Source organism: Streptomyces sp. NPDC050535 (genome assembly GCF_044457665.1).
In the GTDB taxonomy this organism is placed as follows: domain Bacteria; phylum Actinomycetota; class Actinomycetes; order Streptomycetales; family Streptomycetaceae; genus Streptomyces.
The window spans coordinates 1-25,839 of the sequence record NZ_JBITHE010000013.1; the positions used below are offsets into that span (position 1 = coordinate 1).

23 protein-coding genes are annotated in these 25,839 nt (G+C 70.0%); 10 read left to right on the forward strand and 13 right to left on the reverse strand.

Going from position 1 to position 25,839, the window contains the following annotated elements; genetic code table 11:
- Window positions 1–136 precede the first annotated feature (136 nt).
- Window positions 137–829 carry a PH domain-containing protein gene (locus ACIBLC_RS26545; RefSeq protein ID WP_399213702.1) on the reverse strand — a complete coding sequence of 231 codons (693 nt, stop codon included), beginning with the start codon at window positions 827–829 and terminating at the stop codon, window positions 137–139.
- 328 nt (window positions 830–1,157) lie between these two features.
- Between ACIBLC_RS26545 and deoC the strand changes: the two genes are divergently transcribed.
- Genes deoC through ACIBLC_RS26560 form a run of 3 tightly spaced genes read left to right on the forward strand, consistent with a single transcriptional unit; the run spans window position 1,158 to window position 4,501 of the window.
- Entirely contained in the window at window positions 1,158–2,117 is a 960-nt protein-coding gene (gene deoC, locus ACIBLC_RS26550) for a deoxyribose-phosphate aldolase (RefSeq protein WP_399213911.1), read from the forward strand.
- Between the two features lie 11 nt (window positions 2,118–2,128).
- A complete protein-coding gene (locus tag ACIBLC_RS26555; protein WP_399213912.1) occupies window positions 2,129–3,595 on the forward strand; it encodes an aldehyde dehydrogenase family protein in 1,467 nt (488 codons plus the stop codon).
- Window positions 3,596–4,501 (forward strand): aldehyde dehydrogenase family protein, encoded by a 906-nt coding sequence (locus ACIBLC_RS26560; RefSeq protein ID WP_399213703.1) that lies wholly within the window; start codon window positions 3,596–3,598, stop codon window positions 4,499–4,501. It begins immediately after the preceding gene.
- A 134-nt stretch (window positions 4,502–4,635) separates the two neighbouring features.
- On the opposite strand, the gene ACIBLC_RS26565 is transcribed toward ACIBLC_RS26560, so the two are convergent.
- From ACIBLC_RS26565 to ACIBLC_RS26615, 11 genes are all read right to left on the reverse strand, one after another.
- On the reverse strand, window positions 4,636–5,043 hold the full coding sequence (locus ACIBLC_RS26565; protein ID WP_399213704.1) for a hypothetical protein: 408 nt from the start codon (window positions 5,041–5,043) through the stop codon (window positions 4,636–4,638).
- Window positions 5,044–5,182: 139 nt separating this feature from the next.
- Entirely contained in the window at window positions 5,183–6,052 is an 870-nt protein-coding gene (locus ACIBLC_RS26570; protein WP_399213705.1) for an FAH family protein, read from the reverse strand.
- Window positions 6,049–7,239 carry a mandelate racemase/muconate lactonizing enzyme family protein gene (locus ACIBLC_RS26575; protein ID WP_399213706.1) on the reverse strand — a complete coding sequence of 397 codons (1,191 nt, stop codon included), beginning with the start codon at window positions 7,237–7,239 and terminating at the stop codon, window positions 6,049–6,051. Before ACIBLC_RS26575 ends, ACIBLC_RS26570 begins: the two co-directional genes overlap by 4 nt.
- The gene (locus ACIBLC_RS26580) at window positions 7,232–8,170 is read right to left on the reverse strand and encodes an alpha/beta hydrolase (RefSeq protein WP_399213707.1); all 939 of its coding nucleotides are present in this window, start codon (window positions 8,168–8,170) and stop codon (window positions 7,232–7,234) included. The genes ACIBLC_RS26575 and ACIBLC_RS26580 overlap by 8 nt, the downstream gene beginning before the upstream one ends.
- A complete protein-coding gene (locus ACIBLC_RS26585; RefSeq protein WP_399213708.1) occupies window positions 8,167–9,975 on the reverse strand; it encodes a GH3 auxin-responsive promoter family protein in 1,809 nt (602 codons plus the stop codon). The genes ACIBLC_RS26580 and ACIBLC_RS26585 overlap by 4 nt, the downstream gene beginning before the upstream one ends.
- A 97-nt stretch (window positions 9,976–10,072) precedes the next feature.
- Window positions 10,073–10,777 (reverse strand): flavin reductase, encoded by a 705-nt coding sequence (locus tag ACIBLC_RS26590; protein ID WP_399213709.1) that lies wholly within the window; start codon window positions 10,775–10,777, stop codon window positions 10,073–10,075.
- Window positions 10,778–10,971: 194 nt separating this feature from the next.
- On the reverse strand, window positions 10,972–12,081 hold the full coding sequence (locus ACIBLC_RS26595) for an LLM class flavin-dependent oxidoreductase (RefSeq protein ID WP_399213710.1): 1,110 nt from the start codon (window positions 12,079–12,081) through the stop codon (window positions 10,972–10,974).
- A 57-nt stretch (window positions 12,082–12,138) separates the two neighbouring features.
- On the reverse strand, window positions 12,139–13,404 hold the full coding sequence (locus ACIBLC_RS26600) for an ATP-grasp domain-containing protein (RefSeq protein WP_399213711.1): 1,266 nt from the start codon (window positions 13,402–13,404) through the stop codon (window positions 12,139–12,141).
- Complete coding sequence (locus tag ACIBLC_RS26605) at window positions 13,401–14,720, reverse strand: PLP-dependent aminotransferase family protein (RefSeq protein ID WP_399213712.1); 1,320 nt, start codon at window positions 14,718–14,720, stop codon at window positions 13,401–13,403. The genes ACIBLC_RS26600 and ACIBLC_RS26605 overlap by 4 nt, the downstream gene beginning before the upstream one ends.
- Window positions 14,721–14,722: 2 nt before the next feature.
- Window positions 14,723–15,070 carry a YciI family protein gene (locus tag ACIBLC_RS26610; RefSeq protein ID WP_399213713.1) on the reverse strand — a complete coding sequence of 116 codons (348 nt, stop codon included), beginning with the start codon at window positions 15,068–15,070 and terminating at the stop codon, window positions 14,723–14,725.
- Window positions 15,071–15,214: 144 nt separating this feature from the next.
- The gene (locus ACIBLC_RS26615) at window positions 15,215–15,961 is read right to left on the reverse strand and encodes an SDR family NAD(P)-dependent oxidoreductase (RefSeq protein WP_399213714.1); all 747 of its coding nucleotides are present in this window, start codon (window positions 15,959–15,961) and stop codon (window positions 15,215–15,217) included.
- An 830-nt stretch (window positions 15,962–16,791) separates the two neighbouring features.
- Between ACIBLC_RS26615 and ACIBLC_RS26620 the strand changes: the two genes are divergently transcribed.
- From ACIBLC_RS26620 to ACIBLC_RS26650, 7 genes are all read left to right on the forward strand, one after another.
- Window positions 16,792–18,069 (forward strand): MFS transporter, encoded by a 1,278-nt coding sequence (locus tag ACIBLC_RS26620; RefSeq protein ID WP_399213715.1) that lies wholly within the window; start codon window positions 16,792–16,794, stop codon window positions 18,067–18,069.
- Between the two features lie 342 nt (window positions 18,070–18,411).
- The gene (locus ACIBLC_RS26625; RefSeq protein ID WP_399213716.1) at window positions 18,412–19,626 is read left to right on the forward strand and encodes a fatty acid desaturase; all 1,215 of its coding nucleotides are present in this window, start codon (window positions 18,412–18,414) and stop codon (window positions 19,624–19,626) included.
- 39 nt (window positions 19,627–19,665) lie between these two features.
- Entirely contained in the window at window positions 19,666–20,121 is a 456-nt protein-coding gene (locus tag ACIBLC_RS26630) for a cobalamin-dependent protein (RefSeq protein WP_399213717.1), read from the forward strand.
- Window positions 20,118–21,491, forward strand: coding sequence for a methylaspartate mutase (locus ACIBLC_RS26635; RefSeq protein ID WP_399213718.1), 1,374 nt, complete (start codon window positions 20,118–20,120; stop codon window positions 21,489–21,491). Before ACIBLC_RS26630 ends, ACIBLC_RS26635 begins: the two co-directional genes overlap by 4 nt.
- A 53-nt stretch (window positions 21,492–21,544) precedes the next feature.
- On the forward strand, window positions 21,545–22,507 hold the full coding sequence (locus ACIBLC_RS26640) for a quinone oxidoreductase family protein (protein WP_399213720.1): 963 nt from the start codon (window positions 21,545–21,547) through the stop codon (window positions 22,505–22,507).
- A 42-nt stretch (window positions 22,508–22,549) separates the two neighbouring features.
- Window positions 22,550–23,803, forward strand: a complete 1,254-nt coding sequence (locus ACIBLC_RS26645; RefSeq protein ID WP_399213721.1) for an ATP-grasp domain-containing protein — start codon at window positions 22,550–22,552, stop codon at window positions 23,801–23,803.
- Between the two features lie 107 nt (window positions 23,804–23,910).
- Window positions 23,911–24,549: a uridine kinase gene (locus ACIBLC_RS26650; RefSeq protein ID WP_399213722.1), complete on the forward strand. Its 639-nt coding sequence runs from the start codon at window positions 23,911–23,913 to the stop codon at window positions 24,547–24,549.
- 295 nt (window positions 24,550–24,844) lie between these two features.
- Here the strand turns inward: ACIBLC_RS26650 and ACIBLC_RS26655 are convergent, their stop codons facing one another.
- Window positions 24,845–25,588 carry a SigE family RNA polymerase sigma factor gene (locus tag ACIBLC_RS26655; RefSeq protein ID WP_399213723.1) on the reverse strand — a complete coding sequence of 248 codons (744 nt, stop codon included), beginning with the start codon at window positions 25,586–25,588 and terminating at the stop codon, window positions 24,845–24,847.
- Window positions 25,589–25,839 lie beyond the last annotated feature (251 nt).

Genomic DNA, 25,839 nt, shown 5'->3' on the forward strand with positions numbered 1-25,839 from the left:
GCGGGGGGGGTCCGCCCGGGTCGGGGGCCCGGCCCCCCCCCCCGGGGGGTGGGGGCGGGGGGGGGGGGGGGGTTGTCCGGCCCCCGGGCCCCGACCCACCCACCCACAGCCCGGACGCCGAACGGCGAACCCGGCGTCACCCCACCCCCAGCAGAACCCCCAACAGCACCGCCCCGGCAACCGCCGGCGCCAGCAGCTCGTAAGCCCACCGCACCGTCACCTCACCCTGCGCACTCTCCGCCTCCCGGCGGGCCTCGAACAGTTCCCGGAGTTCGTCCATGACCCGGTCCGCCTCCGCGCGCGCCGGCCCGGACGCCTCCGATGCCACCCCGCCGAGGGAGCCGAAGCCACCGAAGCCGGTCCGCCCCCCGCCGCCCCTCCGCTTGCCTGACGCGTCGGCGGCATCCCGCGCCTGCCGCTGGGCCGCCTTCTTGCGCCCACGCAGCGACACCGGCACCGCCCAGAGCTGAAACTTCCGCCCGTCCTTGTCGACGATCTCGTTCGAGTAGCTGGAGCGCAGCGCGGAGACCTGCCCCCAGGGCAGGGTGATCACACGGAGCGGATTGCGGACGTGCAGCCGGTCGGCGTTGGCGTACACGGCCGGCCGCAGGGTGAAGGCGACGAACAGCGGCACGACGAGGAGCATCGCGGCCAGCGCCAGCCACGGCGTGCGGCCCTCGCCGGAGACGATCGCGTCGATGCCGAGCCAAGCCACGAGGCCCAGCAGCAGGACGCCGCCCGCCATACCGGCGGGCGACCGGTAGATCCGGTCCTTCGCCTCGGGTCGCGAGGCGTCCGGCGTGGGTGACTGGTGATCCGGGGTGGTCATGACGAAGATTCTGCCCGACGCCCGTACCGGCGCTCATGCGCGGTGGGCCCTCTGGACGAGCGCCTGGAGCCGCACCCGGAGATGCCCCCGGGCTACACCCCGAAATGTCATCCGAAGACGCCCCTCGAGCCACACCCCTGAGATGCCACCGGAGACGCCCCCAGAGCTGCACCCGGTAACGCCCCCGCAGCTGCCCCGGGATGCCACCGATAACGCCCCCCAGAGGCCGCACCCGGAGCTACACCCGCAGCCGCACCCAGAGCCGCCCCCACAGACGCCCCCGGGGTTGTAAAGCCGCTACGCGCGTAGATATGCTCGTCTGGTGACCATGCCCACCACTGCACCCCCTGCTGCACACGCACTCGGCGACGTAACCGCGTCCGACAGCACGCTGCGCCGCTTCCTCCACGGGCTCCCCGGCGTGGACGCGGTCGGCCTGGAGGCGCGCGCCGCCTCGCTCGGGACCCGTTCCATCAAGACCACGGCCAAGGCGTACGCCATCGACCTCGCGATCTCGATGGTCGACCTGACGACGCTGGAAGGCGCGGACACCCCGGGCAAGATCCGGGCGCTCGGCGCCAAGGCGGTCCGCCCCGACCCCACCGACCGCAGCGCGCCGGCCACGGCCGCGGTCTGCGTGTATCCCGACATGGTGGCCACCGCCAAGGAGGCCGTCGCCGGCTCCGGCGTGAAGGTCGCCTCGGTCGCCACCGCCTTCCCGGCCGGCCGGGCCGCCCTGGAGGTCAAGCTGGCCGACGTGCGGGACGCCGTCGCCGCGGGCGCCGACGAGATCGACATGGTCATCGACCGCGGGGCGTTCCTCGCGGGCAGGTACCTGAAGGTGTACGACGAGATCACCGCCGTGAGGGAGACCTGCGGAGCCGCCCGCCTGAAGGTCATCTTCGAGACCGGCGAGCTGTCGACGTACGACAACATCCGCCGGGCGAGCTGGCTCGGCATGCTGGCCGGCGCCGACTTCATCAAGACCTCCACCGGCAAGGTGGCCGTGAACGCGACCCCGGCGAACACGCTGCTGATGCTGGAGGCGGTGCGCGACTTCCGCGCCCAGACCGGCGTGCAGATCGGTGTGAAGCCCGCCGGCGGCATCCGCACGACCAAGGACGCCGTCAAGTTCCTGGTGCTGGTCAACGAGACCGCGGGCGAGGACTGGCTGGACAACCACTGGTTCCGCTTCGGCGCGTCCTCGCTCCTGAACGATCTGCTGATGCAGCGTCAGAAGCTGGCCACCGGCCGCTACTCCGGCCCCGACTACGTGACGGTGGACTGATCACCATGACCATGGAAAAGCGGTCATCCGCATTCGAGTACGCACCGGCGCCCGAGTCCCGCGCGGTCGTCGACATCGCCCCCTCCTACGGCCTCTTCATCGACGGAGAGTTCACCGAGGCGGCCGACGGCAAGGTCTTCAAGACCGTCAGCCCGTCCACCGAGGAGGTCCTCTCGGAGATCGCCCAGGCGGGCGAGGCGGACGTCGACCGCGCCGTGCGGGCGGCCCGTAAGGCGTTCGGCAAGTGGTCGGCCCTGCCCGGCTCCGAGCGCGCCAAGTACCTGTTCCGCATCGCCCGGATCATCCAGGAACGCTCCCGCGAGCTCGCCGTCCTCGAAACCCTCGACAACGGCAAGCCGATCAGGGAAACGCGCGACGCGGACCTCCCCCTGGTCGCGGCGCACTTCTTCTACTACGCGGGCTGGGCGGACAAGCTGGACCACGCCGGCTTCGGCGTGAACCCGCGACCCCTGGGCGTCGCGGGCCAGGTCATCCCCTGGAACTTCCCCCTCCTGATGCTGGCCTGGAAGATCGCCCCGGCGCTCGCGACGGGCAACACGGTCGTTCTCAAGCCCGCCGAGACGACCCCTCTCTCGGCGCTCTTCTTCGCGGACATCTGCCGCCAGGCGGGCCTTCCCCGGGGCGTCGTCAACATCCTTCCCGGGTACGGCGACACGGGCGCCGCGCTCGTCGCGCACCCCGACGTGAACAAGGTGGCCTTCACCGGCTCCACCGCCGTCGGCAAGGCGATCGCCCGCCAGGTGGCCGGCACGGACAAGAGGGTCACCCTCGAACTCGGCGGCAAGGGCGCGAACATCGTCTTCGACGACGCTCCCATCGACCAGGCGGTCGAGGGCATCGTCACCGGCATCTTCTTCAACCAGGGCCAGGTCTGCTGCGCGGGCAGCCGCCTGCTGGTCCAGGAGTCGATCCAGGACGAGTTGCTCGACTCCCTCAAGCGCCGCCTCTCCACCCTGCGCCTCGGCGACCCCCTCGACAAGAACACGGACATCGGCGCGATCAACTCCGCCGAGCAGTTGTCCCGAATCACCACGCTCGTCGAGCAGGGCGAGGCGGAGGGCGCCGAGCGCTGGTCCCCGGCCTGCGAACTCCCCTCGTCCGGCTACTGGTTCGCCCCGACGCTCTTCACGAACGTCACCCAGGCGCACACCATCGCCCGCGACGAGATCTTCGGCCCGGTGCTGTCCGTCCTGAGCTTCCGTACCCCGGACGAGGCGGTGGCCAAGGCCAACAACTCCCAGTACGGCCTCTCCGCCGGTATCTGGACGGAGAAGGGCTCCCGCATCCTCGCGGTCGCGGGCAAGCTCCGCGCGGGCGTCATCTGGTCCAACACGTTCAACAAGTTCGACCCCACCTCGCCGTTCGGCGGTTACAAGGAGTCGGGCTTCGGCCGCGAGGGCGGTCGTCACGGCCTGGAGGCGTATCTCGCCCCGTCGAGCCCGGAAGGCGAGCGATAGATGAGCGCAGTCGAGAAGTCCGAGCAGCAGCGTCTGAGCGTCTTCAAGACCTACAAGCTGTACGTGGGCGGGAAGTTCCCGCGTTCCGAGAGCGGCCGGGTGTACGAGGTGACGGACTCCAAGGGCAAGTGGCTGGCGAACGCCCCGCAGTCGAGCCGGAAGGACGCCCGCGACGCGGTCGTCGCCGCGCGCAAGGCGTTCGGCGGCTGGTCCGGCGCCACGGCGTACAACCGCGGCCAGATCCTCTACCGCGTCGCCGAGATGCTGGAGGGCCGCAGGGACCAGTTCGTGCGCGAGGTCGCCGACTCCGAGGGGCTCTCGAAGGCAAAGGCCTCGGCCGTCGTCGACGCGGCTGTCGACCGCTGGGTCTGGTACGCGGGCTGGACCGACAAGATCGCCCAGGTGATCGGCGGCGCCAACCCGGTCGCGGGCCCCTACTTCAACCTCTCCACCCCGGAGCCGACCGGCGTGGTCACCGTCCTGGCCCCCCAGGAGTCCTCGTTCCTGGGCCTGGTCTCGGTGATCGCCCCGGTGATCGCCACCGGCAACACGGTGATCGTGATCGCGAGCGAGAAGTCCCCGCTCCCGGCGCTCTCCCTGGGCGAGGTCCTGGCGACCTCCGACCTCCCCGGCGGCGTCGTCAACATCCTGTCCGGCAGTACGGCGGAGATCGCGGCCCCGCTCGCCGCGCACCAGGACGTCAACGCGATCGACCTCGCCGGCGCGGACGACGCACTGGCGAAGGAGCTGGAGATCGCGGCGGCGGACAACCTGAAGCGAGTTCTTCGTCCACAGGCTGTGGATTACTCCCGGACACCCGGCACCGAGCGCCTGACCGCCTTCCTGGAGACGAAGACGGTCTGGCACCCGACGGGCGCGCTGGGCGTCTCCGGATCGTCCTACTGAGTCCGGGGGCCCCGATCCGTGTCCCCGGGGTCCCCTTCACGAGAGAGCCGCGCTTCCCCTCCGTCCGGGGGAAGCGCGGCTCTCTCCATGTGCGGTGCGCGGTGCGGGGTTCCAGCCGGCCGGCGGCACGCCGGTCAGCGCAGCAGCCCCGCCACCTGGCCCACCACCGGAATGCTGCCCACCGAGGGGGCCTGGGCCAGCGGACCCGTGAGGGCCTGCGAGGACAGCGGCTTGAAGTCGGCGAGCTGGGTGACGACCCCGTTGTCGAGGGGGTCGACCCCGGTGCCCGCCAGCGGATTGGGCTTCAGGCCCGCGACGGGACCGGTGACGTACCCCACCGTGCCGGTCAGGGCGCCCAGGCCCGCCTGCGGGTCGATGTTGCCGAGCGAGGTGGGCCGGGTGCGTACGACGTCCACCACCGGGTCCGTGCTCGCGACGGCCGGGGCGGCGGCGGACGCGCCGGCGGCGACCACACCGAGCGCTGCTGCGACGCGCGCGGTCGTACGGGCCAGGGTGTGCTGCTGGGCTGCGTGTCGCACCATCAGGTTTTCCTCTTCGAAAGCGGAGAGCAACTCTATTAGCACGCAGAGTAGTTGACTCGACCCCTCCGGCGAGCCGCCCGAACGAGTGATTCGCCTGTGCGGCCCAACCGGCACATCAGCGCCGGTCCGCGCTGAAACGTCAGCGCCAGTCCACCGTGTGCGTCAGCGTCACCCCGTGCGTGGCGAAGTGGATCTCGATCCGGTCCTGGTCGGCCATGGTGAAACCGCTGTGGAAACTGCTGCGGTCGGCGCCGAGATAGACGTAGTGCACCCGGCCGGGGTGGCTGAGCCCCTCGTAGGAGAACAGCTCGGACATCATGTCGCGCAGCCCGTAGTGCAGGGCCTTGGTGCCGGTGGTGAAGCTGCCGCGCCAGACCTCGGCCGACCCCCGCTCGATGACGACCTGCCCGGTCACCTGGCTGGGCGGTGTGCCCAGGAAGAGCCAGGGCGCCACGCCCGCGTCGCAGAGCTTCGCGTAGGAGAGATGCCCGGCGTGGCGCTTGAAGCGGCCGATGTCGGTGAGGTCGTTGCCGAAGGTGTAGCCGGCGTACTGCGGGGTGCCGTCCTCGTCGGTGACGTACACGAGGACGACCTCCGCCTCCTCCGTGAGCGCCACCGCGCCGCGTGGTGCGCGCAGCCGGTCGCCGGAGATCTTGAGGGAGTCGCCGAGACCCTTGAAGAACCAGTTGGGCTGGGACTGGGTGGATGCGTCGACCTTGACGTTGTGGGTCTGCATGAAGCCGCTGACCAGCGCGTCGCCGAGGGAGTCCGGCAGCAGCGGGGGCAGCAGCCGCACCTCGTCCGCCGGTACGGCGCGCGGCGCGCGGCCCGCTGTCACGGCCGCCGTCAGCGCGGCGGAGTCGCCGTCCGCGGCCAGCACCTGGGCCCGCAGATCGGTGCCGCCCAGCGGATAGAGCGTGAGTACGGCGCCGTGGGCCGTGGCGTCCTCGGGGGTGCTGAAGCCGACGTACCGCTCGCCCTCGTGGCTTGCTTCGTAGAGAGCCGTCATGGGGAAGTCTCCTCGGAGGTCGTGGGGTGCCAGTCGGCGTGCGTCCAGTCGAGAAAGGCCCAGCGCTCCGCCGTGTCCCTGAGGCGCAGGCCGAAGCCGGGCCCCTCGGCCGGTGCGATGGTGTTGGCCGCGCGGTCGACGGCCGGGCGGGGCGAGACGATCGTGGCGGCCTCGGGGAAGAAGCGGTCGGACTGGCCGCCCTCGACGGCCAGGGCGTCCGGGGCGCGCAGGGCGAGTGCCCGGCTCGCGTTGATCAGGGGGCCGGTCTCGGCGACCTGGACTCCGACCTGGAAGCCGATCCCCGCCGAGCGTGCGTACTCGATCAGCCGGGCCGAGTGGAGCAGGCCGCCGTTCTTGGCGACCCGGACGTTCACGGCGTCGCAGGCCTCGTGGGCCACGGCCGCACGGGCGTCGTCGAGGGTGCAGACCGACTCGTCGAGGAGGACGCCGACCCCGGTCTCGCGGCGCAGGGTGCGCAGGTCGTCCCAGGAGCGGCGTGGCAGCGGTTCCTCGACCAGGGTCATCCCGGCGGCGCGCAGTCTCCGCGCGTAGGGGACGGCGGTCGCGGGCGTCCAGCTCATGTTGGCGTCCACCATCACGGGCACCGCGGGCCCGAGCCGTTCCCGTATCGCGGTCACCGTGCGGACGTCCCGCTCGATGTCCTCGGACGCCTTGACCTTCACGAAGTGGAAGGGGCCACGGGTGTCCAGGAACTCCTCGGCCCCGATGCTCAGATCCAGCACCTGGGAGATCGCGACACTGTCTGCCTCCGGGGTTCCCGGCCACACCAACTCGCCTGCCGGTAAGCCGAGCTGATTTCCCATCAGATCCAGTACGGCCGTCTCCAGGAGGCAGACGAGATTGTTGCCGCCGTCCACGCCGAACGTGGACTCGAAGCCGTCCTCCCGCAGCCGGTCGAGGAGTTGCCGGGGCGGCGTGGTGCGCAGCCGGGCGAACAGCTTGTCCAGCGGCACCCTCCGCAGTGCCTCGGACACGCTTCCGCTCGTCTCGCCGGTGACGTACGCCCGGGGCGCGCACTCCCCGACACCGGTCACGCCGTCGAGCGTGAGGGCGAGCACCAGGCTGTCGCTGGTGGTGCGGCGGGCCGCGGGGTGGTCGAAGCCGACGCTCATCGGCAGCGCCACACGGTAGAGCCGTGCCGCGGATGTCCCGGCCGGGTCAGGCATCGCGGTCCACGCCCTGGAGCAGCGTGTAGGCCGACGCCCAGTCGACCAGGTCGTCGCGGACGTCGGTGTAGAAGAGGTAGTGCCGGTCGGTGGGGAACTGGACGGCCAGCCCTCGGCCGGGAACCAGTTGGTGGAAGACCCGGCGGGTCGCGTCCAGGTCGATGATGGGGTCGGTGTGGCCGGAGACGAACGCCGCCGGGACCTGGGGGAGTTGGCGCTCCGGGTAGAGGTAGAGGCGTTCGAGGGCGAGCAGGGTGGCGCGGGAGCGGCGCGTCAACTGCCGTACGGCCAGGTCGTCGTGGTCGATGAAGTGCTGGTAGGCGGGGTCGGAGGTGAAGTCGGTGGCCTTCAGGCCCGCGTCCCAGAGCTCCTGGCCGCGCTCCGCCGCCAGTGCCGTGCGCTCCTCCTCTCCCAGCACCGCGTGCAGCCGGCCCAGCCAGGTCGAGCAGAAGATCGCGGCGTCGTAGCGAACCGTGAAGTCGGGGTGGTGCATCAGGGCCGCGAGGAAGGAGCCGCCCAGGCAGTGCCCGAAGAGGGAGAGCGGGGCGTCGTCGCCGAGCCAGTTCCGCACGTAAGCAAGGGCGTTGACGTAGTCCGCGACGATCGTCCCGACGTCGGGGATGTCCCGGCGCTCGCCGCCGCTGATGCCGCTGCCGCGCCGGTCGAGGACGAAGAAGGCGATGTCGTTGTCGGCGAACCTGGGGCCGACCTCCCACAGCCAGCCCGCGTGGCTCTGGAGGCCGTGGAAGTAGAAGACGGCACCTTTGCTCGCGCCGCGCGGCCGCCACAGGTGCAGCGCGAGGTCGGTGCCGCCGAAGGTGTCGGCGGCGCCTGGCGTGTCCGTGCCACCGGAGGTCTCCGTGCCGCCGCCGGAGGAGAGGGTGATGATCTCGCGGCGGATGTTCTGCGGCGGCCTCTTGGTCTCGATCATCGGTGGGCTCCCGCGGTTTCGGTTCTCGGTGTGCTCCGGGACCGGGCGCCGACCAGGTCGTCGACGAAGTCGGTGTCCTGCTGGAAGGGCTTGTACTTGTACTGGGTGGCGTTGCCCTGCTGGCGCCGGCCCTCCGCGTAGGCCGCGATGGAGTCGTGCGGGACCGTGTGGACCTCGATCGGGCCCAGCCGTCCGCTGTCCCGCTTGGAGGCGTACTCGATGTTGATGGTCTTCAGCCGGCGGTCGATGGCGTCGGCGAGGGACCGGTCCAACTCCCCGTCGGGCGCCGGGACTTCGCACACCACGATGTAGTGCGGCGGCTCGCCCCACTTCGGCCCGCAGAGATACAGACCGCCTGCCAGGCCGTCGTCCGCCATGGCCTGGCCGATGGCCTGGGTGACCTGGGCCTCGGTGATCTTCTCCCCGGTGAAGGAGTGGAAGATGCCGTCGCGGTGGACGAAGTGCACCCAGGGGGTGCCGTCCACGATCCGGTCGACGTGGTAGATGTCGCCGCTCCACAGCCGGTAGAGGCCGTTGCCCTGCGTCATGATCAGGTGGTAGTCCCGGCCCGGCTCGATCTCGTCGAGCAGCAGGGTGTCGACCCGCTCGCCCGCGTCGACGAGCGCGCCCAGCTCCACCTCGGCCGGCACGAACTCGAAGTACGCCTGGTTGACCGCGAGCGGCTGGCTGTCCAGCGAGCCGTCCACCGGAATGGTGGTCACGCCCTCCGTACCGCAGCTCATGAACGGCATCGCGCGGACGCCCGGCAGCAGCGCGTCCAGCTTGGACTGGTAGAGCCCCGCGGAGGAGGACAGCCAGCAGCTGTAGAGGGTGAGCGACGGCCAGACGTCCTTGAGGCCGAACTCGCCCTTGTCGAGGACGGATTGCAGGTGCGCGGCGCTCTCCGGGTCCGGATCGCCGTACGGCCTGCCTTCGAGGGTGCCGGCGCGCAGGTCCCGGACGAGTTCCGGACCGTGCTCGGCGATGAGGTCCCGCAGCGAGACGAGCGTGCTCGGGTTGATCGCCGAGACGAAGTGCAGCCGTTCGCCCACGAGATGACGGATGCGGTGGTACATCCGGCCGGCGTGCGAGGAGGGCGCCTCGGTGCCGAACCAGGGGGCCGCGGACCACGGCGGGTTCCAGTCACGGCTGTTGATCCGCGGATGGCGGTTGCTGATCGCCTGGTACTGGACGCCGTTGAGGTAGTCGTCGACCCGCTCGTGGACGGTCTGGGTGTCCAGGGTGGCGTACGGGTGGTCGAGGATCTCCGGATGGTGTTCGATGTACGTTCCCCACATGGCCTGCATCGCGGGGATCCGGTAGGTCAGCAGCCAGTGCAGCGTGTACGGGACCCGCTTGGGCGTGCCCGTGGTGCCGCTCGTCTTGAGCCAGCGCAGGACCGGACTGCAGGACAGGACACCGCCCTTGGTGCGGGTCTCCCGGTCGATCTCGGCGGCGAAGTCGGTGTAGCGCATGACGGGGAGCACGGACCGGAAGAGACCGGCGGGGTCGGCGGCGACCGCGTCGTAGCCGCGCTCCTTCCAGTGCAGCGAGTCGGCGCACAGGGCGACGATGTCCTCAAGTACCCGTTCCTGGGCGGACTCCGGGTCCTTCAGGTCGGCCAGCAACGCCGTGCGGGCGCGTTGGCACTCCTGCTCGAAGGGGATCCGGCGGGCGTTCCAGTGCGCCTTCCACCGCTCCTGCCGGTCGTCCTCCCCCTTCTCGTGTCTGTGGTCCTGCCGGTGCTCCTGCGCGTCCTGGTACGTGTCCTCTTGCGTGTCCTCGTGCGGGTGCGTAGTGCCCACGGCTTCAGCTTCTCCCTAGCTTGTTCTCTGCCTGTGGTGCCAAGGCCAATGACGGTGAATGGGACGGCTGCGCGGTGCGGTTGCGGGGCGGGCGCATTCAGGCCGCCAGCCCGCGGAATCGCCCGGCGTGGAAGACGAGGGGGTTCGCCGTGTCCGTCACGGCACCCTCGCCCGCCGAGGCGATGACCAGTTCGTGGTCTCCCGCCGGGTGGATCGCGGAGAGCCGGCACTCCAGCCAGGCGACGCCGTCCGCCGGCAGCGGATGCCCCGACGGGCTCCGCACCCAGTCGTGGCCGGCGAAGCGGTCGGCGCCGTGCTCACTGAACAGGCGGCACAGCTCGCGGTGTTGGTCACCGAGGATGGTGACCGCGAAGCTGCCGGTGGCCCGGATGGCCGGCCAGGTCGTGGAGGTGTGGGCGGCACACAGGGCGACCAGCGGAGGGTCGAGCGACACGGAGGTGAAGGAGTTGACGGCCATCCCGGCGGGTCCGCCGGGAGTCTGAGCGGTGACGAGCACGACACCGGTGGCGAAACGCCCGAGGATGTCCCTGAACTCGCGCTGGTTCAGGACGGGTTGCTCCGGAGCATCTCGCTCCGGAGCGAGTTGGGATTGTCCCGGAGCAGGTTGCCCCGGAACCGCCCGCTCCAGGGCGGGTCGCTCCAGCGCGTGCCGTATCAGCGCCTGCCGCTCCGGCGGGTGCTGCGAGGGCGGCTGCCGCTCCGCTGCGGGCTGAGACGCCGGTTGCCGCTCCGCCGCAGGCTGAGGTGACGGCTGCCGCTCCGGCGCGTGTTCTTCCCGCACCTGTCGTTCCGGCGCGTGTCGTTCCGGCGCGTGTTGTTCCAGTACGTGCGGTGCTTCCACTGGGATCTCCGAAAGGGAAGGGCGGCGGCCGTCCGGGATCACCGGACGGCCGACGCGGCTGCTCCCGGGGTCGGCCGGGCGTGGGTTGACGCGGCCTGCCCGGGTTCACCGGGCCGCCTGTCCCGCGCGGGGTGCTACTGGCCCCGGGCGGCGATCGCCCAGTCGACGGCCTCCTGCGGGCGGGCGGCGGAGCCGGTGATCCTCGGCGCGACCTGCCGGGCGAGCAGTTCCAGGCTGCGGTTGGTGTTCTCGTACGAGGTCCAGTCCGCGACGTACACCAGGAGCGTGCCGAAACCGCCGGTCGCCTCCTGGAGGCGACGGATGCCGGAGACCACCTCGTCGACCGAGCCGACGAGCGCGCCGCCGGCCTCCACGCGGGCCTCAAGCGCGTGTTCCCTGGACGCGCCGGGCGCCAGCACGTCGCGTCCCGCCGCCTTCTTGAAGTACTCGAACAGCCAGCGGTCGTAGCCCTCGCGGACCTCCGCGAACGCCCGCGTGCTGGTCTCGGCGACATGGACCGGGAGGGCGATGCGCCAGGCGTCGCGGCTGACGGTCTGCCCGTACTCCGCCGCCGCCTCCTCCGCGTGCTTCCACTGCTGGGCCAGGCCGATGTGCTCCTGGGTGCCCGGGGTGAGCAGCGCGAAGGGCAGTGCGAACGAGGTCATGCTCAGCCCGTACCGCCCGATCAGCCGAGGGCTGGTCACCGACGTACCGGAAGTGGCCACGGCGACCTCCAGCGGGCCGGGCCCGAAGCGCGGCAACTGGAGCTTGGCGTCCCTGAGTTCGTACCAGTCGGTCTTCTGGGTGACCCGCTCCTCCCCGTTGACCAGTTCGAGGAGGGTCGGCAGCGCCTCGTCGAGACGCTTGCGCTGCTCCTTCCCGTCGAGGCCGAACATCCCGGCCTCGAACGGGACTCCGGGACCGACGCCCAGGATGTACCGGCCCCGGCTGAGGTGGTCCAGATGGACAGCGCGGCTCGCCACGTGGAAGGGGTGGTGCCCGGAGAGCGGCACGACACCGTGGGCGAGCCGGATCTGCCGGGTCCGCTGGGACGCCGCGGCGATCAGCGTCTCCGGCGCTCCGACAAGTCCCCAGCCCAGCGTGTGGTGTTCGCCGAACCACGCCTCGTCGAAGTTGAGGCGGTCGGCGTGCTCCACAAGATCAAGATTACGGTGGATCGCCAGATGCGGATCCTGGCCCGTCTCGTGGACGGGCGAGAGAAAGAGGCCAATACGGCTGTGCACGGGTTTCCTCCAGCGAGATGGTTCAGGCAAAAGGGAGTTCGGTGCTCAGATCTGTCGTCAGTGCGCGGGCTCCTCCAGCCGGTACACCCCGTCCTTGAGCCGGCGCGCCTCCTCGTAGTCGGCGACGAGAGCCTCCTCGTCCGCGGAGGTGAGATAGATCCGTACGGCCGCCGTCAGCAGATCGGTGGTCGGCCGGATACGGGCCCCCGGCCGGTACTTGACGCTCGTGAGGAAGACACTCGGCAGCGCGTTGATAGCCGCGACGGTCTCCTCGTCCACCGCCGCCACGATCCCGTCGAGCGTGGTCGGGGTGTTGTAGCTGTACGCGGACCGCAGCTTGCGGTAGACGCGCCCGCCGTACGAACGGGCGAAGCCCTCCGGGTCCGTGTACGCCAGCGCGGTCAGCCCCGCCTGGTCGTGGCCGAGGCACAGCTTCTGGAAGCCGGGGTTCAGCTGCCCGTTGAGCCGGGTGGCGATCTCCACCAGGACCGGTCCCCGCTCGGTGACGATCACCTCGGCGTGCGCGGGACCCCAGGACACCGCGAGGGCGTCGAGGACCTCGCGTACGTAGGGGATCAGCGCCGGCACGGGTTCCTCGTCCGGGGAGATCAGGATGTCCCGGTTGTAGATGTTCTGGCCCGACGGCAGGAGCGTCTTCTCGTACACCCACACACCGCACGCGAACCGCAGCCCGTTGCTGCTGACCGTGTCGACGACGTACTCCGTGCCCCTGAGGTACTCCTGGACGAGCACCTCCGTGTTGGCCCGCCCGAAGATGTCCTGGGCGGCGAGGACGTGTTCGGCGGCGTCGCGCACCTGGTCGGCGGCCTCGCAGATGAACACGCCGTCCGAGGCGGCCGAACTCAGCGGCTTGACGACGACCGGCCAACTCCCCCGGTCCTCGGCCCACTTGACGACCGCCGCGGCGTCGTCGCTCTTGAACTGGTCCGCGCAGCGCACCCCGGCCCTGCGCAGCGCCTCGATCATCTCGAACTTGTCACGGCGGGCCGCCGAGAGCGCGGTCCCGTTGGACTTCACGCCGAGCGCCTCGCTGAGCCGGTCCGCGAGCTGGACGGCGGACTCCTGGCCGGGGATGACGGCGACGGGGTCGTAGGGGCGCAGCAGCTCGACGAGTTCGGTCTCGTCGGAGGCGATGATGTTCTCCGCGTAGGCGGTGAGGTCGGGCGCGAGCATCGTGGGGATCAGTTCCGGCGTGCTCTGCACATGGATGACGCGGGCGCCGGCCGCGGTGAAGGCGGCGGGGTAGAAGTTGCCGGCCGAGTAGCCGTCGACGACGACGGCGGTGGGTGCGGGGCTGCTCATGCCTGTCCTTCGGATACGTCAGGTATGTCTCGTGGGGTCGCGTCGATGAAACGGGCCAGACGCGCGATGCCCTCGCGGATCGCTTCGGGCGCCAGATTGCTGAAGCCGAGCCGGATCTCCCGGTCGCCGCCGCCTTCGAGGTAGAACATGCTCATCGGCGCCCAGCTCACCCCGTACTCCCGCGCGGACCGCTCCATCGCGGCGAGGTCGGCGGTGAAGGGGACCTTCAGGGTGAGGAAGAACCCGCCGCGCGGGGTGTTCCAGCTGACGCCGTGGTCCGCTCCGGCGGGGAAGTGCTCGCCGAGCGCGGCCAGCGTCGCGTCCAGCCGCTCCAGGTACACGGCGGCCAACTCCCGTGTGGCGGACCGCAGATCATGGTCGTGCTCGACGAGATAGCCGCCGATCACCGCCTGCGAGAGGGTGGAGGAGCCGACCGTGAACATCGCCTTGGCCTTGGACAGGGTCTGGGCGAGGGTGCGGACGGTGCCGGAGGCGTCGACGACCTCCTGTTCGGCGACCAGATAGCCGAGCCGGGCGCCGGGGAAGGCGGACTTGGCGAACGAACCGAGGTAGATGACCCGGCCGTCGGTGTCCAGGGCCTTCAGGGTGGGCTGTGTCTCGCCCTCGCGGGCGAAGAGCCCGTACGGGTTGTCCTCCAGGATCACGAAGTCCTCCTCGGCGGCGACTTCGAGCAGCCGCTCGCGGGCCGCGCGGGGCAGCACCGTCCCGGAGGGGTTGTTGAAGTCCGGCACCAGGTAGAGCGCGGCGGCGCGTTTGCCTTCGGCCCGTACCGCGCGGGCCGCCTCCGCGACCGCCTGGGGATCGAGCCCGTCCGGGCCCTCCAGAATTCCCCGTACGGGGATGTCGAGCATGCGGGCCGCGCCGCGGATGCCGACGTAGGCGGGCGAGACCGCGAGGAGTACGTCGTCGGGTGAGGCGAAGAGTCCGCGCAGGGCGATCAGCGCGGCCTCCTGGAACCCGTGCGTGATCATGATGGCCTCGACCGGGACGTCGATCTGCTCGTCCCGCTTCAGCATCAGGGCGACCTCGTCCTGGATGAGGCCGTTGACGGGTCCGTACTGGAAAAGCAGCCGGGTGATGCGTTGTTCGGGCACGCCCCGGTCACGCAGATGTTTGATGTAGCGGTCGATGTAGAAGGTGAGTCCGGAAAGGTCGTGGTTCCCGTCGTAGGGAGCTCCCGACGAGAAGGACAGCGCGTCGGGGAACCGCAGTGCCGTCTCGCTGAGGATCCGCATGGAATCCATCTCGGGGTCGGCAATGCCCGCGTGCAACGAAGCCTGATCGAACGAAGGCATTTTCAGCTGGCTCCTTCCGTGCCGGTACCGGTCGCGGTGCCGGAGAGTTCCGGGGAGCGGCCGTTCAGCGCGGCCACCCGGCTCCCCTTTCCGGGGCTCCATTCCCGGATCCGGATGTTTGCGACGACGCCGCCCGTGACATAGGGCTCCTCGTCGAGAATCCGTTGGAGTTCTGCACGGTTTTCCGCCTCGTAGAGAAGAAGTCCCGCATTTTCGCCGACGAGGGGGCCGCCGAGCAGCAGTACGCCGCTGTCGGCCAGGCGGTAGAGATTCTCGGCGTGCGCCGGGTGCAGGCCCTGGCGGCCCGCCCGGTCGACGTTGTACTCGAATTCGACGACAAACTTCGTCACACCAAGCTCCTTGTACTGTGTCTTCCCGCCGCCCCGGAACCCGCTTTCCGGAGACCGCGCACCGGGGACGGGCGTCGGGGAATCGCGCCCATCACGAAGAAGCCGCACGGCATTTCGGCTCCACGCGGCGGGGTCGATCGTGGATCACATGTAGAGGCCGCCGTTGATGTCGATGACGGAGCCCGTGGAGTAGCCGGCGCTCTCGGAACACAGGTGCAGCACGCTGCCGACGGCCTCGGCGACCGTGCCGTATCGGCCCATCGGCAGCGCGGCGAGTACGGCTTTCTTCGCCGCCTCGTCGCGGCGCTCGAAGGCACCCGCGACCCGGGCCGTCGCGATGGGCCCGTGGGCGACCACGTTGGCCACCACTCCGGTGCCGGCGAGCTCGTGTCCCAGTTGCTTGGTCATGCCGATCACGGCCGCCTTCGCGCCGACGTACGCGGCGTTGTTGAAGTGGCTGTACGTGCGCCCACCTGCGGAGGCGAAGTTGACGATGCGGCCGTAGCCGTCCTCCACCATCCGCGGCGCACAGACCTTGACCGCGATCCAGGTGCTGATCACGTTCTCCAGATGGGTCTGTTCGAAGTGGTCGCGGGTGAGGTCCGCGTACCCGATGACCCGGGTGTCTCCGCCGACTCCGTTGACCAGAACGGAGGGTGCGTGCCGCTCGACGATTTCGGTCAGCTGCCGCTCGGCGGCGGCGATGTCGGTGATGTCTCCGACGACGAAATCGACCTTGGTGCGTTCGGCGAGTTCGTCCGCGAGACGGGAGACCGTCTCCTCGTTCCTGTCGAAGAGGACGAGCGGATGCCCTTCCTCCGCCAGCCCTCGGGCCACCTCCGAGAGGATTCCGCCGGCGGCACCGATCAAGAGCGCAGTACGTGCTGTCACTTTGCTATTCCTTGGCTATTCCGGGTTGGTGACCCTGAACGAGCAGGGCCCTTGTGGGGGTGGCTCGGTAAAACTCCATGCCAAAACGAGCCGACTGGTTTTCGGCCACGACGCATCAGGAGTGGTTCACACGTAAGAGGAATTGACCCCTCAGCAAGAGGAATGACTCTCCCTCAAGAGGAATGCTTCCTTCGACTTCTCCCGTACGCCGAAACGCGCCAAGGGGAGAGTCTGGCACCCCCCGGCTCCACCTAGACGATCACGCAACTCTTGGCCCGTGTCAACGAGTTACGGACAACCGTTCGTCCGATGTTCGCAATCGCGCCAGGGCGACACGACTCGGTCACATCCACTTGCCTAACCGCCCGGATATCGTTGATCCTTGCCGACGGACGTATCCGGCCGACGGTCGATAACCGGCCCGTCCGACCATCGGCAGTATGGGACACCGACCGCCGAACCTGTGTGAACACGGTATGAAATGGCTCTGGACCACCCAGTCCGGAGCCACAGACATTCTGGAGAATTGGACATCTCGGGCGACGCCCGGGGCCTGGACCAGGGGGAGGAAACACCGGTGGTTGACTCAATGCCGGATAACATTCCGGCCAGTATGTCGCCGGAATCGGCCATTCTTGCCGACCGTCTCTGTCAACCGCCGTCCTCCCCCGCCGCGTGTACCGCGGCAGTGCCCGCGGACCGGTAACAGCCTGCGCCGAGCAGGCCTGCCCAACGGCCGGAGGGTCCACCGACCCGCCCTGGCCACGGCTCCCCACCCGACCGGCCGCCGCACGACGGCGCCCGCGGACCGACGACCGGACGAACGGACCATGCAGCCCAACTCCCCTTGGCGGATAGCCGACTTCCGCACCCTGTTCACCGCATCCGCCCTCAGCCAGCTCGGCGCGAACATCAGCTACGTCGCCGTGCCGCTCGTCGCCGTCACGGCGCTGGACGCCAGTCCCGGTCAGGTCGGCGCGCTCGCCACCCTGAGCACGATCGCCTTCCTGGTCATCGGCCTGCCGGCCGGGGCCTGGGTGGACCGGCTGAGCCACCGCCGGGTACTGATCGTCGCCGACCTGGTCCGGGCACTGCTCCAGCTCACTGTGCCGGTGGCATATTGGCTGGATTCACTCACCCTCGGCCAGTTGTACGTGGTCGTCCTGCTGAACGGCTGTGCCACGGTCTTCTTCGACGTGGGTTCGCAGAGCGTGCTTCCCCAACTGGTCAGCCGGGACAGCCTTGTCCGGGCCAACGCCGACATCAACACCCTGATCGCCGCCGGGAACGTGGGCGGGCGCGGCGCGGGCGGCGGCCTCGTCTCGCTGGTCGCGGCGCCCGCGGCGGTGCTCTTCAGCGCCGGCAGCCATCTGGCGTCCGGCCTCGCCCTGCTCTTCCTGCGGCGGACCCCGACGCCGGCCGCACCACCGGCCGGCCAGGGCACCAGACTGCGGGCGCAGATCGCCGAGGGGGTGCGGCATGTTCTGGGCAACAAGGAACTGCGGGCGCTCGCACTCACCGCTGCCCTCGGCAACCTCGGCTCGGCCGTGATCAACACCATGCTGCCGATCTGGTTCGTGCGTGAACTGGGCCTTCCGGGCGCCGCGTTGGGCCTGTTCTGGGCGGTCGGCGGAGCCGGTCTGCTGGTCGGCGCCCGCAGCGCCAGGCCGATCGCGGCCCGCCTGGGCTTCGGACGCACCCTCGGCATCGCCGGGCTGTGTCTGGCGCCCGCGGGACTCCTGGTCCCGTTGGTCGACCGGGGGTTCTGGCTGGTCATCGCCGGAGCCGGCTGGTTCCTCGCCATGTTCAAGGTGGGCATGGACAACGTGCTCGGCGTCAGCCTGCGCCAGCGGATGACCGCCGACTCGCTGCTCGGCCGTATGAACGCCACCTTCCGCTTCCTCCTCACCGGAGCGCTCGCCATCGGCGCCGCGATCTCAGGCGTGCTGGGCGAGCTGATCGGCGTGCACGCCACGCTGTGGGTGGGCGGGGTGTTCGTGGCGACCGCCTTCATCCCGGTGTTCCTCTCGCCGGTGCGCACCCGGCGCGAACTGCCGGAGCAGCAACAGACGATCAGCGCCGAGAAAACACCCGCACCGGAGTCCTGAGCGGGTCCTGAACAGACCTGTTCAGGACCGCCGGGAACAAGAGACCGACCGGAAACAGCGCATCCGCGGACGGCGGATCCACGAAGGCACAGATGGACGGGAAAGGAACAGCGGACCCACGGATCCGCGGGTCAAGAGCCGCTTCAGCATGCCTTTCGGAATGCTCAATACCGGTTCTCCCGAAACGATTTCACGTGGATTTCACAGTTCCCCCGACGCGAGTATGAACGCGTTCAGTTGACGATTGAAAAAGGTTGACCTTACCGGCGAGTGCCTGTCAGGATCATCGGCGCACCGACCCGATCTCAGGCACTCACAAACTCCCTGACCTCAAGGAGTGCGATGGCAGCCATCGACAGTGGCTTCCGAACCGAAGGCATTGCGGATTTCCTGGATCCCCGCGAAACCATGCGCGCCCTGCCCCGGTTCACCCAGTACCCACTCACCCTCTTTACCGGGAAACCTCTCGCCGGGCAGAAACCCCTGTCCTGGTGGACACCTGGATTTCATCTGGCGACGGCCGCGCTCTCCATGGCCCTCGGCGTGGCGATCAGCTCCACCGCGCTTGTTCTCGGCGCTTTCTGGCTGCTGCTTCTGCTGCCGGGCTGGGCCGTGACCCTGCACGGCATGCGGAACCTGCGCATGATGATCTACCACCAGTGCTCGCACCGGAACATGTACCGCAAGCGGCGCCTGGACACGGTGATCGGCCGGGCCACCTCGAGCCTGCTGATCATCCAGAACTTCGCCCGCTACAGCCGCGAGCACGTCAGCGACCACCACGCCGCCCACCACATGACCCTCCGCGACCCCACTGTTCAGGCGTTTCTCGTCAGCCTGAACCTGCACCCCGGGATGACCCGCCGGCAGATGTGGCGCCGGGTCCTGGGCAAAATGTTCTCGCCGTGGTTCCACCTCAACTTCACGGTGGCGCGCGCCCGTTCGTTCTGGCACGACTCCGCCCCGGCGGAGAAGGCGATCAGTCTCACGCTGTACGGCGGTGCCGTGGCGGCCACCGTGGCGACGGGCACCTGGCAGGCGCTGCTGATCGTCTGGTTCGTCCCGCTGCTTCCGCTGTTCCAGATCAGCAACACCCTGCGGCTGTGCGTGAAACACACCTTCCCCGAGCCGCATCTCGAAGTGCGGCGCGGCAAGGAGTATTTCGGCAGCCTGACCAACGCGATATTCATCGGCGAGCCGGCACCCTCCCCGGATCTGCCGTTCCTGAGGCGTACGGCGGCCTGGTCCGGCTGGGCCGCCCGCATGCTGTTCGTGCACGCGCCGGCGCGTTATCTGGTGCTCACCGGGGACACGGTGGTGCACGACTTCCACCACCGTTATCCGTCCACTCCGAAATGGGCGAACTACATCTTCGAGCGGCAGGCGGACGCCGACCGGGGAAGCCCGGGGTGGGGTCCCTACAAGCAGGCGTGGGGGCTGGTTCCCGCGATCAACCTGGTCTTCGACTCCCTTTCCGTCGCGGACTCCGAGGAATTTGATATCAAACGCCTGCGTGAGGTCAGCAAGCGGGAATTGTTCGCGGCTTTCGACGACTAGTCACTGCGCCATCCGCCCATAGTCCACCGGGGGTTAACCATGCGGCACGAAGACGCACCACAGGCAGAAGAGACGCGCACCGTCATCCTCGGCGTGGCCGCCAGCGACAGCCACGTCGTGGCCAACCACCTCATCGCCCACGCCCTGCGCGCGCAGGGATTCCATGTCGTCAACCTCGGCACCTGCACCCCGGTCGCCGAGTTCGCCGAAGCCCGCACCGAGCACCCCGAGGCCGAGGCCGTGATCATCGGCAGCCTCAACGGGCACGCGTACGAGGATCTCCAGGAACTGCCCACGGCCCGCGCCCAGGGCCTGCTGGACTGCCCCGTCATTCTCGGCGGCAACCTCTCCGTGGGCAGCCACAAGGAGAGCGCCGACCTCGACCGGCTGCGGCTGCTCGGAGTGGATGTCATCCTGTCCGATCCCGAGCTGCTGCCGGCCACCCTGGACGAGCTGCGGGTACGCGCCCTGGCTCGCCCGACCGTTGCCTCATGACCGATCCCGTCATACCGCCCGAGCCTCCTGAACTGCCCACGCTGGACGAGTCCCTGGCGTACGTGCGGGAGTTGGGCAAGCCGACCGCCGCCGAGGTGCTGCACTCCGCACGCGCCGAGGGGCGCGTCGCGCTGCAACCACGCTGCGGTGTCGGCTCGCACGCGCAGATGACGACGCTGTTGCAGGACCTCGAGCGGCATGCCGCGCCGGACATCCTCACGCTCACCATCGACTCCCACACCCGGCTCAAGCGGTTCGACAACGCCAGGGCGGCGCTGCTGCGCAACCCGGCTGACCTCAACGGCTACCCCCTGGTCACCCACGGGTGGGTCAGGGGGCGCCAGTTGAACGAGTCCGTGCGGGCGCCGCTGGAGGTCCGGCACGGCTCGCCCGACGCGCGGCTGCTGTTCCGTACATCCGTGGCGTCCGGCATCACCTCGTTCGAGGGCGGCGGGATCTCCTACAACCTGCCCTACTCCAAGGCCGTTCCGCTGAGCGAGTCGCTGGCCGCCTGGCGGGAGGTCGACGCGCTGTGCGGGGAGCTCGCGCGGCGCGGACTCGTCATGGACCGCGAGCTGTTCGGCACCCTGACCGCCGTACTGGTACCGCCGTCGATCTCCCTCGCCATCAGCGTCCTGGAGGCGGTGGCGGCGACCCGCGAGGGCGTGAAGTGCGTCTCGGTGGCTTATCCGCAGGGCGGCCACTTCGAGCAGGACGTGGCCGCGCTGCGGGCGGTCCCCGCGCTCGCGGCCCGCTATCTGCCCGAGGACGTCGAAGTCCACGCCGTGCTGCACGAGTTCATGGGCGTCTTCCCCCGCGAACGGTCCCACGCCGACGACCTCATCCTGTACGGCGCGCTGGTCGCCCGGCTCGGCGGCGCCACCAAGCTGATCACCAAGACGTATCTGGAGGCGTACGGGATCCCCGACACCCGCGCCAACGTCGACGGGCTGCTGCTCGCCTCCCGGGCCAACTCCCGGCTCCTGGACTTCATCCGGCTGGACGAGGAACGAATAGGGCGGGAAAGGGAGTTGATCCTGCGCGAGGTGGCCGAGATCGTGGAACCCGTACTCGCGTACGGCGACCTCTACAAGTCCGTCGCCACCGCCTTCGAGGAGGGACGGCTCGACATCCCGTTCAGCGCCAGCCGCTACGCCCGCTCCGAGGTCATTCCCCGCCGCGCGGCCGACGGTGCCATACGCTATTTCGCCAGTGGATCACTGCCGTTCTCGGCCCGCACCCGCAGGCTCAACGAACAGGGCCTCGAGGCGGGCGACGGCACCCGGATCGGCGACATGGTGAAGGGCCTGACCTCGGACATCAACCACTTTCTGAACGTCTTCGGCGAGAGCCCCTCCGTCCCGTCCTGAGCACCCGCAGCACCTCACAGCACCCGCGCACATCCCAGGAGTTGGCAGAGAACATGCAGTCCATCCGCGTGACCAAGCCCGGCGACGCCTCCGAACTCCGCGCGGAGGAGGTCGAGTCGCCCGTACCCGGCAACGGCCAGGTCCTGGTCCGCAACACGGCCGCCGGCGTCAACTTCATCGACGTCTACTACCGCAACGGCACCTATCCGGCCGAGACCCCCTTCACCCCGGGCCAGGAGGGCGCCGGAGTGGTCGAGTCCGTCGGCGCCGGCGTGACGGCGTTCGCCCCGGGCGCCCGCGTCGCCTACGCGGGCCAACTGGGCGCGTACGCCGAGTACACCGTGGTCCCCGAGGACAAGCTGATCCCGGTGCCCGACGACGTCGACCTGGCCGACGCAGCGGCTGTCACCCTCCAGGGGATCGCCGCGTACTACCTGACCCACCAGACGCACGCCGTCGCCGAGGGCGAGACCGTGGTGGTGCTCGCCGCGGCGGGCGGCCTCGGCCGCCTACTCGTCCAACTGGCCGCGGCCCGCGGGGCGACGGTCGTCGCCGTCACCTCCAGCCCCGAGAAGGAGCGGATCGCTCGCGAGGCGGGAGCCCATCACACCGTCGGCTACGACAGGTTCGACGAGGCCGTCCGCGAACTGACCGACGGGAAGGGCGCCCAGGTCGTGTACGACTCGGTGGGCGCCGCCACCTACCTCACCAGCCTGCGCAGCGTGGCCCGCCGGGGCACGCTCGCGATCTGCGGCCTGTCCAGCGGCGCCGTGCCCCCGCTGGACGTCGAACTGCTGCGTGGCGGCGGCTCGTTGTTCCTGACCCGGCCGACCATGAAGGACCACGTGTACGACGCCGAGACGCTGCGCGCCGCCGGCGCCGCCGTCTTCGGCTATGTCGCCGACGGCGTCCTCAGGCCCCGCATCCACGCGTCCCTCCCGCTGAGCGAGGCCGCCGAGGCACACCGCCTGCTGGAGAGCCGCGCCACCACCGGCAAGCTGCTGCTGACGCCCTGACCCCGTCCCCGACCTTCTCAACCCACCACCACAGGAGCACAGATGGCCGAGCCGACCAGCAGCCCGCAACTCCTCTTCGTCGGCGGAGCGGGGGACGCCACCCTCGCCGTGGACGTCGTGACGGACGCCCTCACCCAGGCACGAGCGCGCGGCCTGGACGTCCACATCACCAACCAGGAAGCCACGCTCGCCGCCACCCCCACCATCTCGGCGCAGGCCGACGCGGTGTCCGCCGTGGACTTCGCGGAGCGCGGCGCCAGCGCGGCCTGGGCCCGGGAGCGGGTCGCGGCCGGGGAGAGGTTCGACATCGTCTTCGGCGTACGGGAGATGGCCCAGGAAGCGGTCGCCGAGGTCGCCGACGCGCTCGGCGTCGCCGGCAACCCGCCGGAGGCGGTCCACCGGATCCGTACGAAGGACGAGGCCCGCGCGGCCCTGGCCGCGGCCGGTTTCCGCCAGCCCCTCTTCCGGGTCTGCGCGGACCGGTCGGAGGCGGCCGACTTCCTCACGCACTCCACCGGCCCCTGGGTGGTCAAGCCGCGAGACGCGATGGGCAGCGAGGGCGTGACCCGCGTCGACGGCGCGGACGAGCTGCCGGCCGCGCTCGACTTCCTGCCGGACAGGGCCGCGTTCATCGTCGAGGAGTTCATCGAAGGCCCCGAGTACAGCGCCGAGGGCGTCTTCCTCGACGGGGTGCCGCACATCCTCGCCGTCACCTCGAAGGAACTGCTGCCGCCGCCGAACTTCTTCGAGATCGAGTACGTCATCCCGGCGATCGTGCCGGACGCGCAGCGGGAGGAGATCGAACAGCAGGTCTCCGCCGCCCTCACCACCCTGGAGCTGCGCTACGGCCAGTTCCACGTCGAGCTGTGGTGGACCACCGGCGGTGTCGTCCTCGGCGAGGTCCACATCCGCAACGCCGGAGGCTGGATCCACCGCATGCTCGCCCATGTCATCCCCGGCCTGGAGTGGTTCGGCCTGGTCTACGACGACGTACTGGGCCGTCCCGTCGACCGGAACGCCCTCAAGCCGGTGCGGGGCTCGGCGATCCGCTTCCTGACCCCGCCCCCGGGACGCCTGACCGCGATCGAGGGCTGGGACGAGGTCGTCGCCCACCCCTCGGTGATCCACTCCGAGCTGACCGTCTCCGTGGGCGACGTCATCGAGCCGCACCGCTCGGTCGGCAACCGCGTGGCACTGATCGCGGTCGGCGCGGACACCGCCGAGGAGGCGCAGGCACTGGCCCGGAAACTGGACGCGTCGGTCCGGTTCGTGACGGAGCCCGCCGCCGCGTCGTGACGGAGACCTCGTCGCCCTGACCGGAGCGGGGTCCCGGGACAGGGATAATGTCCGGGACGTTGCCGGCAGGCGGCGAGGCCAGGTCGAGTCACAGAAGGTACAGAGAATTGGGTTCCCATCCCCCGATACCCACCCGCGTGGTGCTGCTCTGCGGCCCCTCCGGCTCCGGGAAGTCCCTTCTCGCGGCCGACTCCGGACTCCCCGTGCTCCGCCTCGACGACTTCTACAAGGAAGGCACGGATCCGACGCTGCCCCTGGTGGAGGACAGCGCGGACATCGACTGGGACCACCCGCTGTCCTGGGACGCGGGCGCCGCGGTCACCGCGATCGAGGAGCTGTGCCGCACGGGCCGTACGACCGTCCCCGTGTACGACATCTCGCTGAGCGCCCGTACGGGCAGGGAGGCGCTGCGCGTCGAGCGGACTCCGCTGTTCATCGCGGAGGGCATCTTCGCCGCCGAGATCGTCGGACGCTGCCGGGAGCTGGGGGTGCTGGCCGACGCGCTGTGCCTGTCCCGCGGGCCGGTGACGACGTTCCGCCGACGCTTCCTGCGGGATCTGCGGGAGGGCCGCAAGTCGGTCCTCTTCCTGCTGCGCCGCGGCTGGCGTCTGATGCGCGCCGAGCGCTCGATCGTGTCCCGTCAGACCGCTCTGGGCGCGCACCCCTGCGACAAGGACGAGGCCCTGGGCCGCCTGACCGCCGCGGCCGCCGGCCGGTGCGCGACCCCGCGCCCGGCGGCGGCGTAACGGCACGGACGGACACGCGCCGCGCGGGACGACATACGCACGGACGCACGGACGCAATCGTCGACGGGCGTGCGCGCACAACGAAAAGAGGTCCAGGCGGACCCCCCGTCCGCCTGGACCTTTCCCGTTTCCCCCGTGGTCCCCCGACCCCGTGTTGCTCAGGGCCCCCCGACCCTGTCGTGCCCGGGGTCCCCCGACCCCGTACCGCTCCGAGGCCCCCCGGCCTCGGTGGGGTCCCCCGACCCCATGCGGTTCCCCCCGGAACCGCTCCCCCGCTGTTCCCCCCCCCAGACCTTCAGGCGACCAACTCCCCGAAGGACTCCTCCTCGTCACGTCCGAAGCTGAGGACCTCGTCCTCCCGCATCCGGCGCAACGACCGCCAGATGCTGGACTTCACCGTGCCGACACTGATGTCGAGGATCTCCGCGATCTCCGGGTCCGTGCGGCCCTCGTAGTAACGAAGGACCAGCATGGTGCGCTGGAGTTCGGGCAGCCGGGCGAGCGCCTGCCACAGCACGGCGCGCAGCTCGGTGCCGCGCATCGCGTCCGTGTCACCGGCGGTCTCCGGCAGTTCCTCGGTCGGGTACTCGTTCAGCTTGCGGCGGCGCCACGCGCTGATGTGCAGATTGGTCATGGTGCGGCGGAGGTAGCCCCCGACCGCGGCCTTGTCACTGATCCGGTCCCACGCCCGGTACGTCGAGAACAGCGCGCTCTGGAGCAGGTCCTCGGCCTCGAAGCGGTCACCGGTCAGGTGATAGGCGGTTGCGTACAGGGAGGCGCGGCGCTCTTGTACGTAGGCGGTGAACTCCACCTCCGACACCGAGTGCCGCTCCCCTGTGACCTCCCCGTACGCGGCTCCCCCGTGAGCCTGTCCCCCCGCGTCAACCACCGTCATGTACGACCCGGTGTGCTGACGCCCGGCGCCGCGAGCGCACCCCCGCCCGCTCACGGCACCGGACTTCTCCGTGTTCCGGGATGCGGTGACGTCGTGCAGACGCGTGACAACTGCGCTAGTGCTGGTGCTGTGCAGCGTGTTCATCTCGCGCCCCCCGTCGTGGAGTCCCGGTTGTTCGGTTCGTCCGTCGTGCTGTCCTGCTTGTGTCGAGAAGCTTGCCCGGGCCACTTCATGACGGTGTCCCCCGACTGTCACAGACCTGTCACAGGGCCCGTCCGCAGGCGCGGCAGGGCGGGGATACAGGCCGGTCACAGAGAAGAGCGGTAGCGCTACGCGATGACCGATCCGGGGCCGGTTCGAGGACTCCTCGTGTGCGGGAGATGGACAGGAGCGGC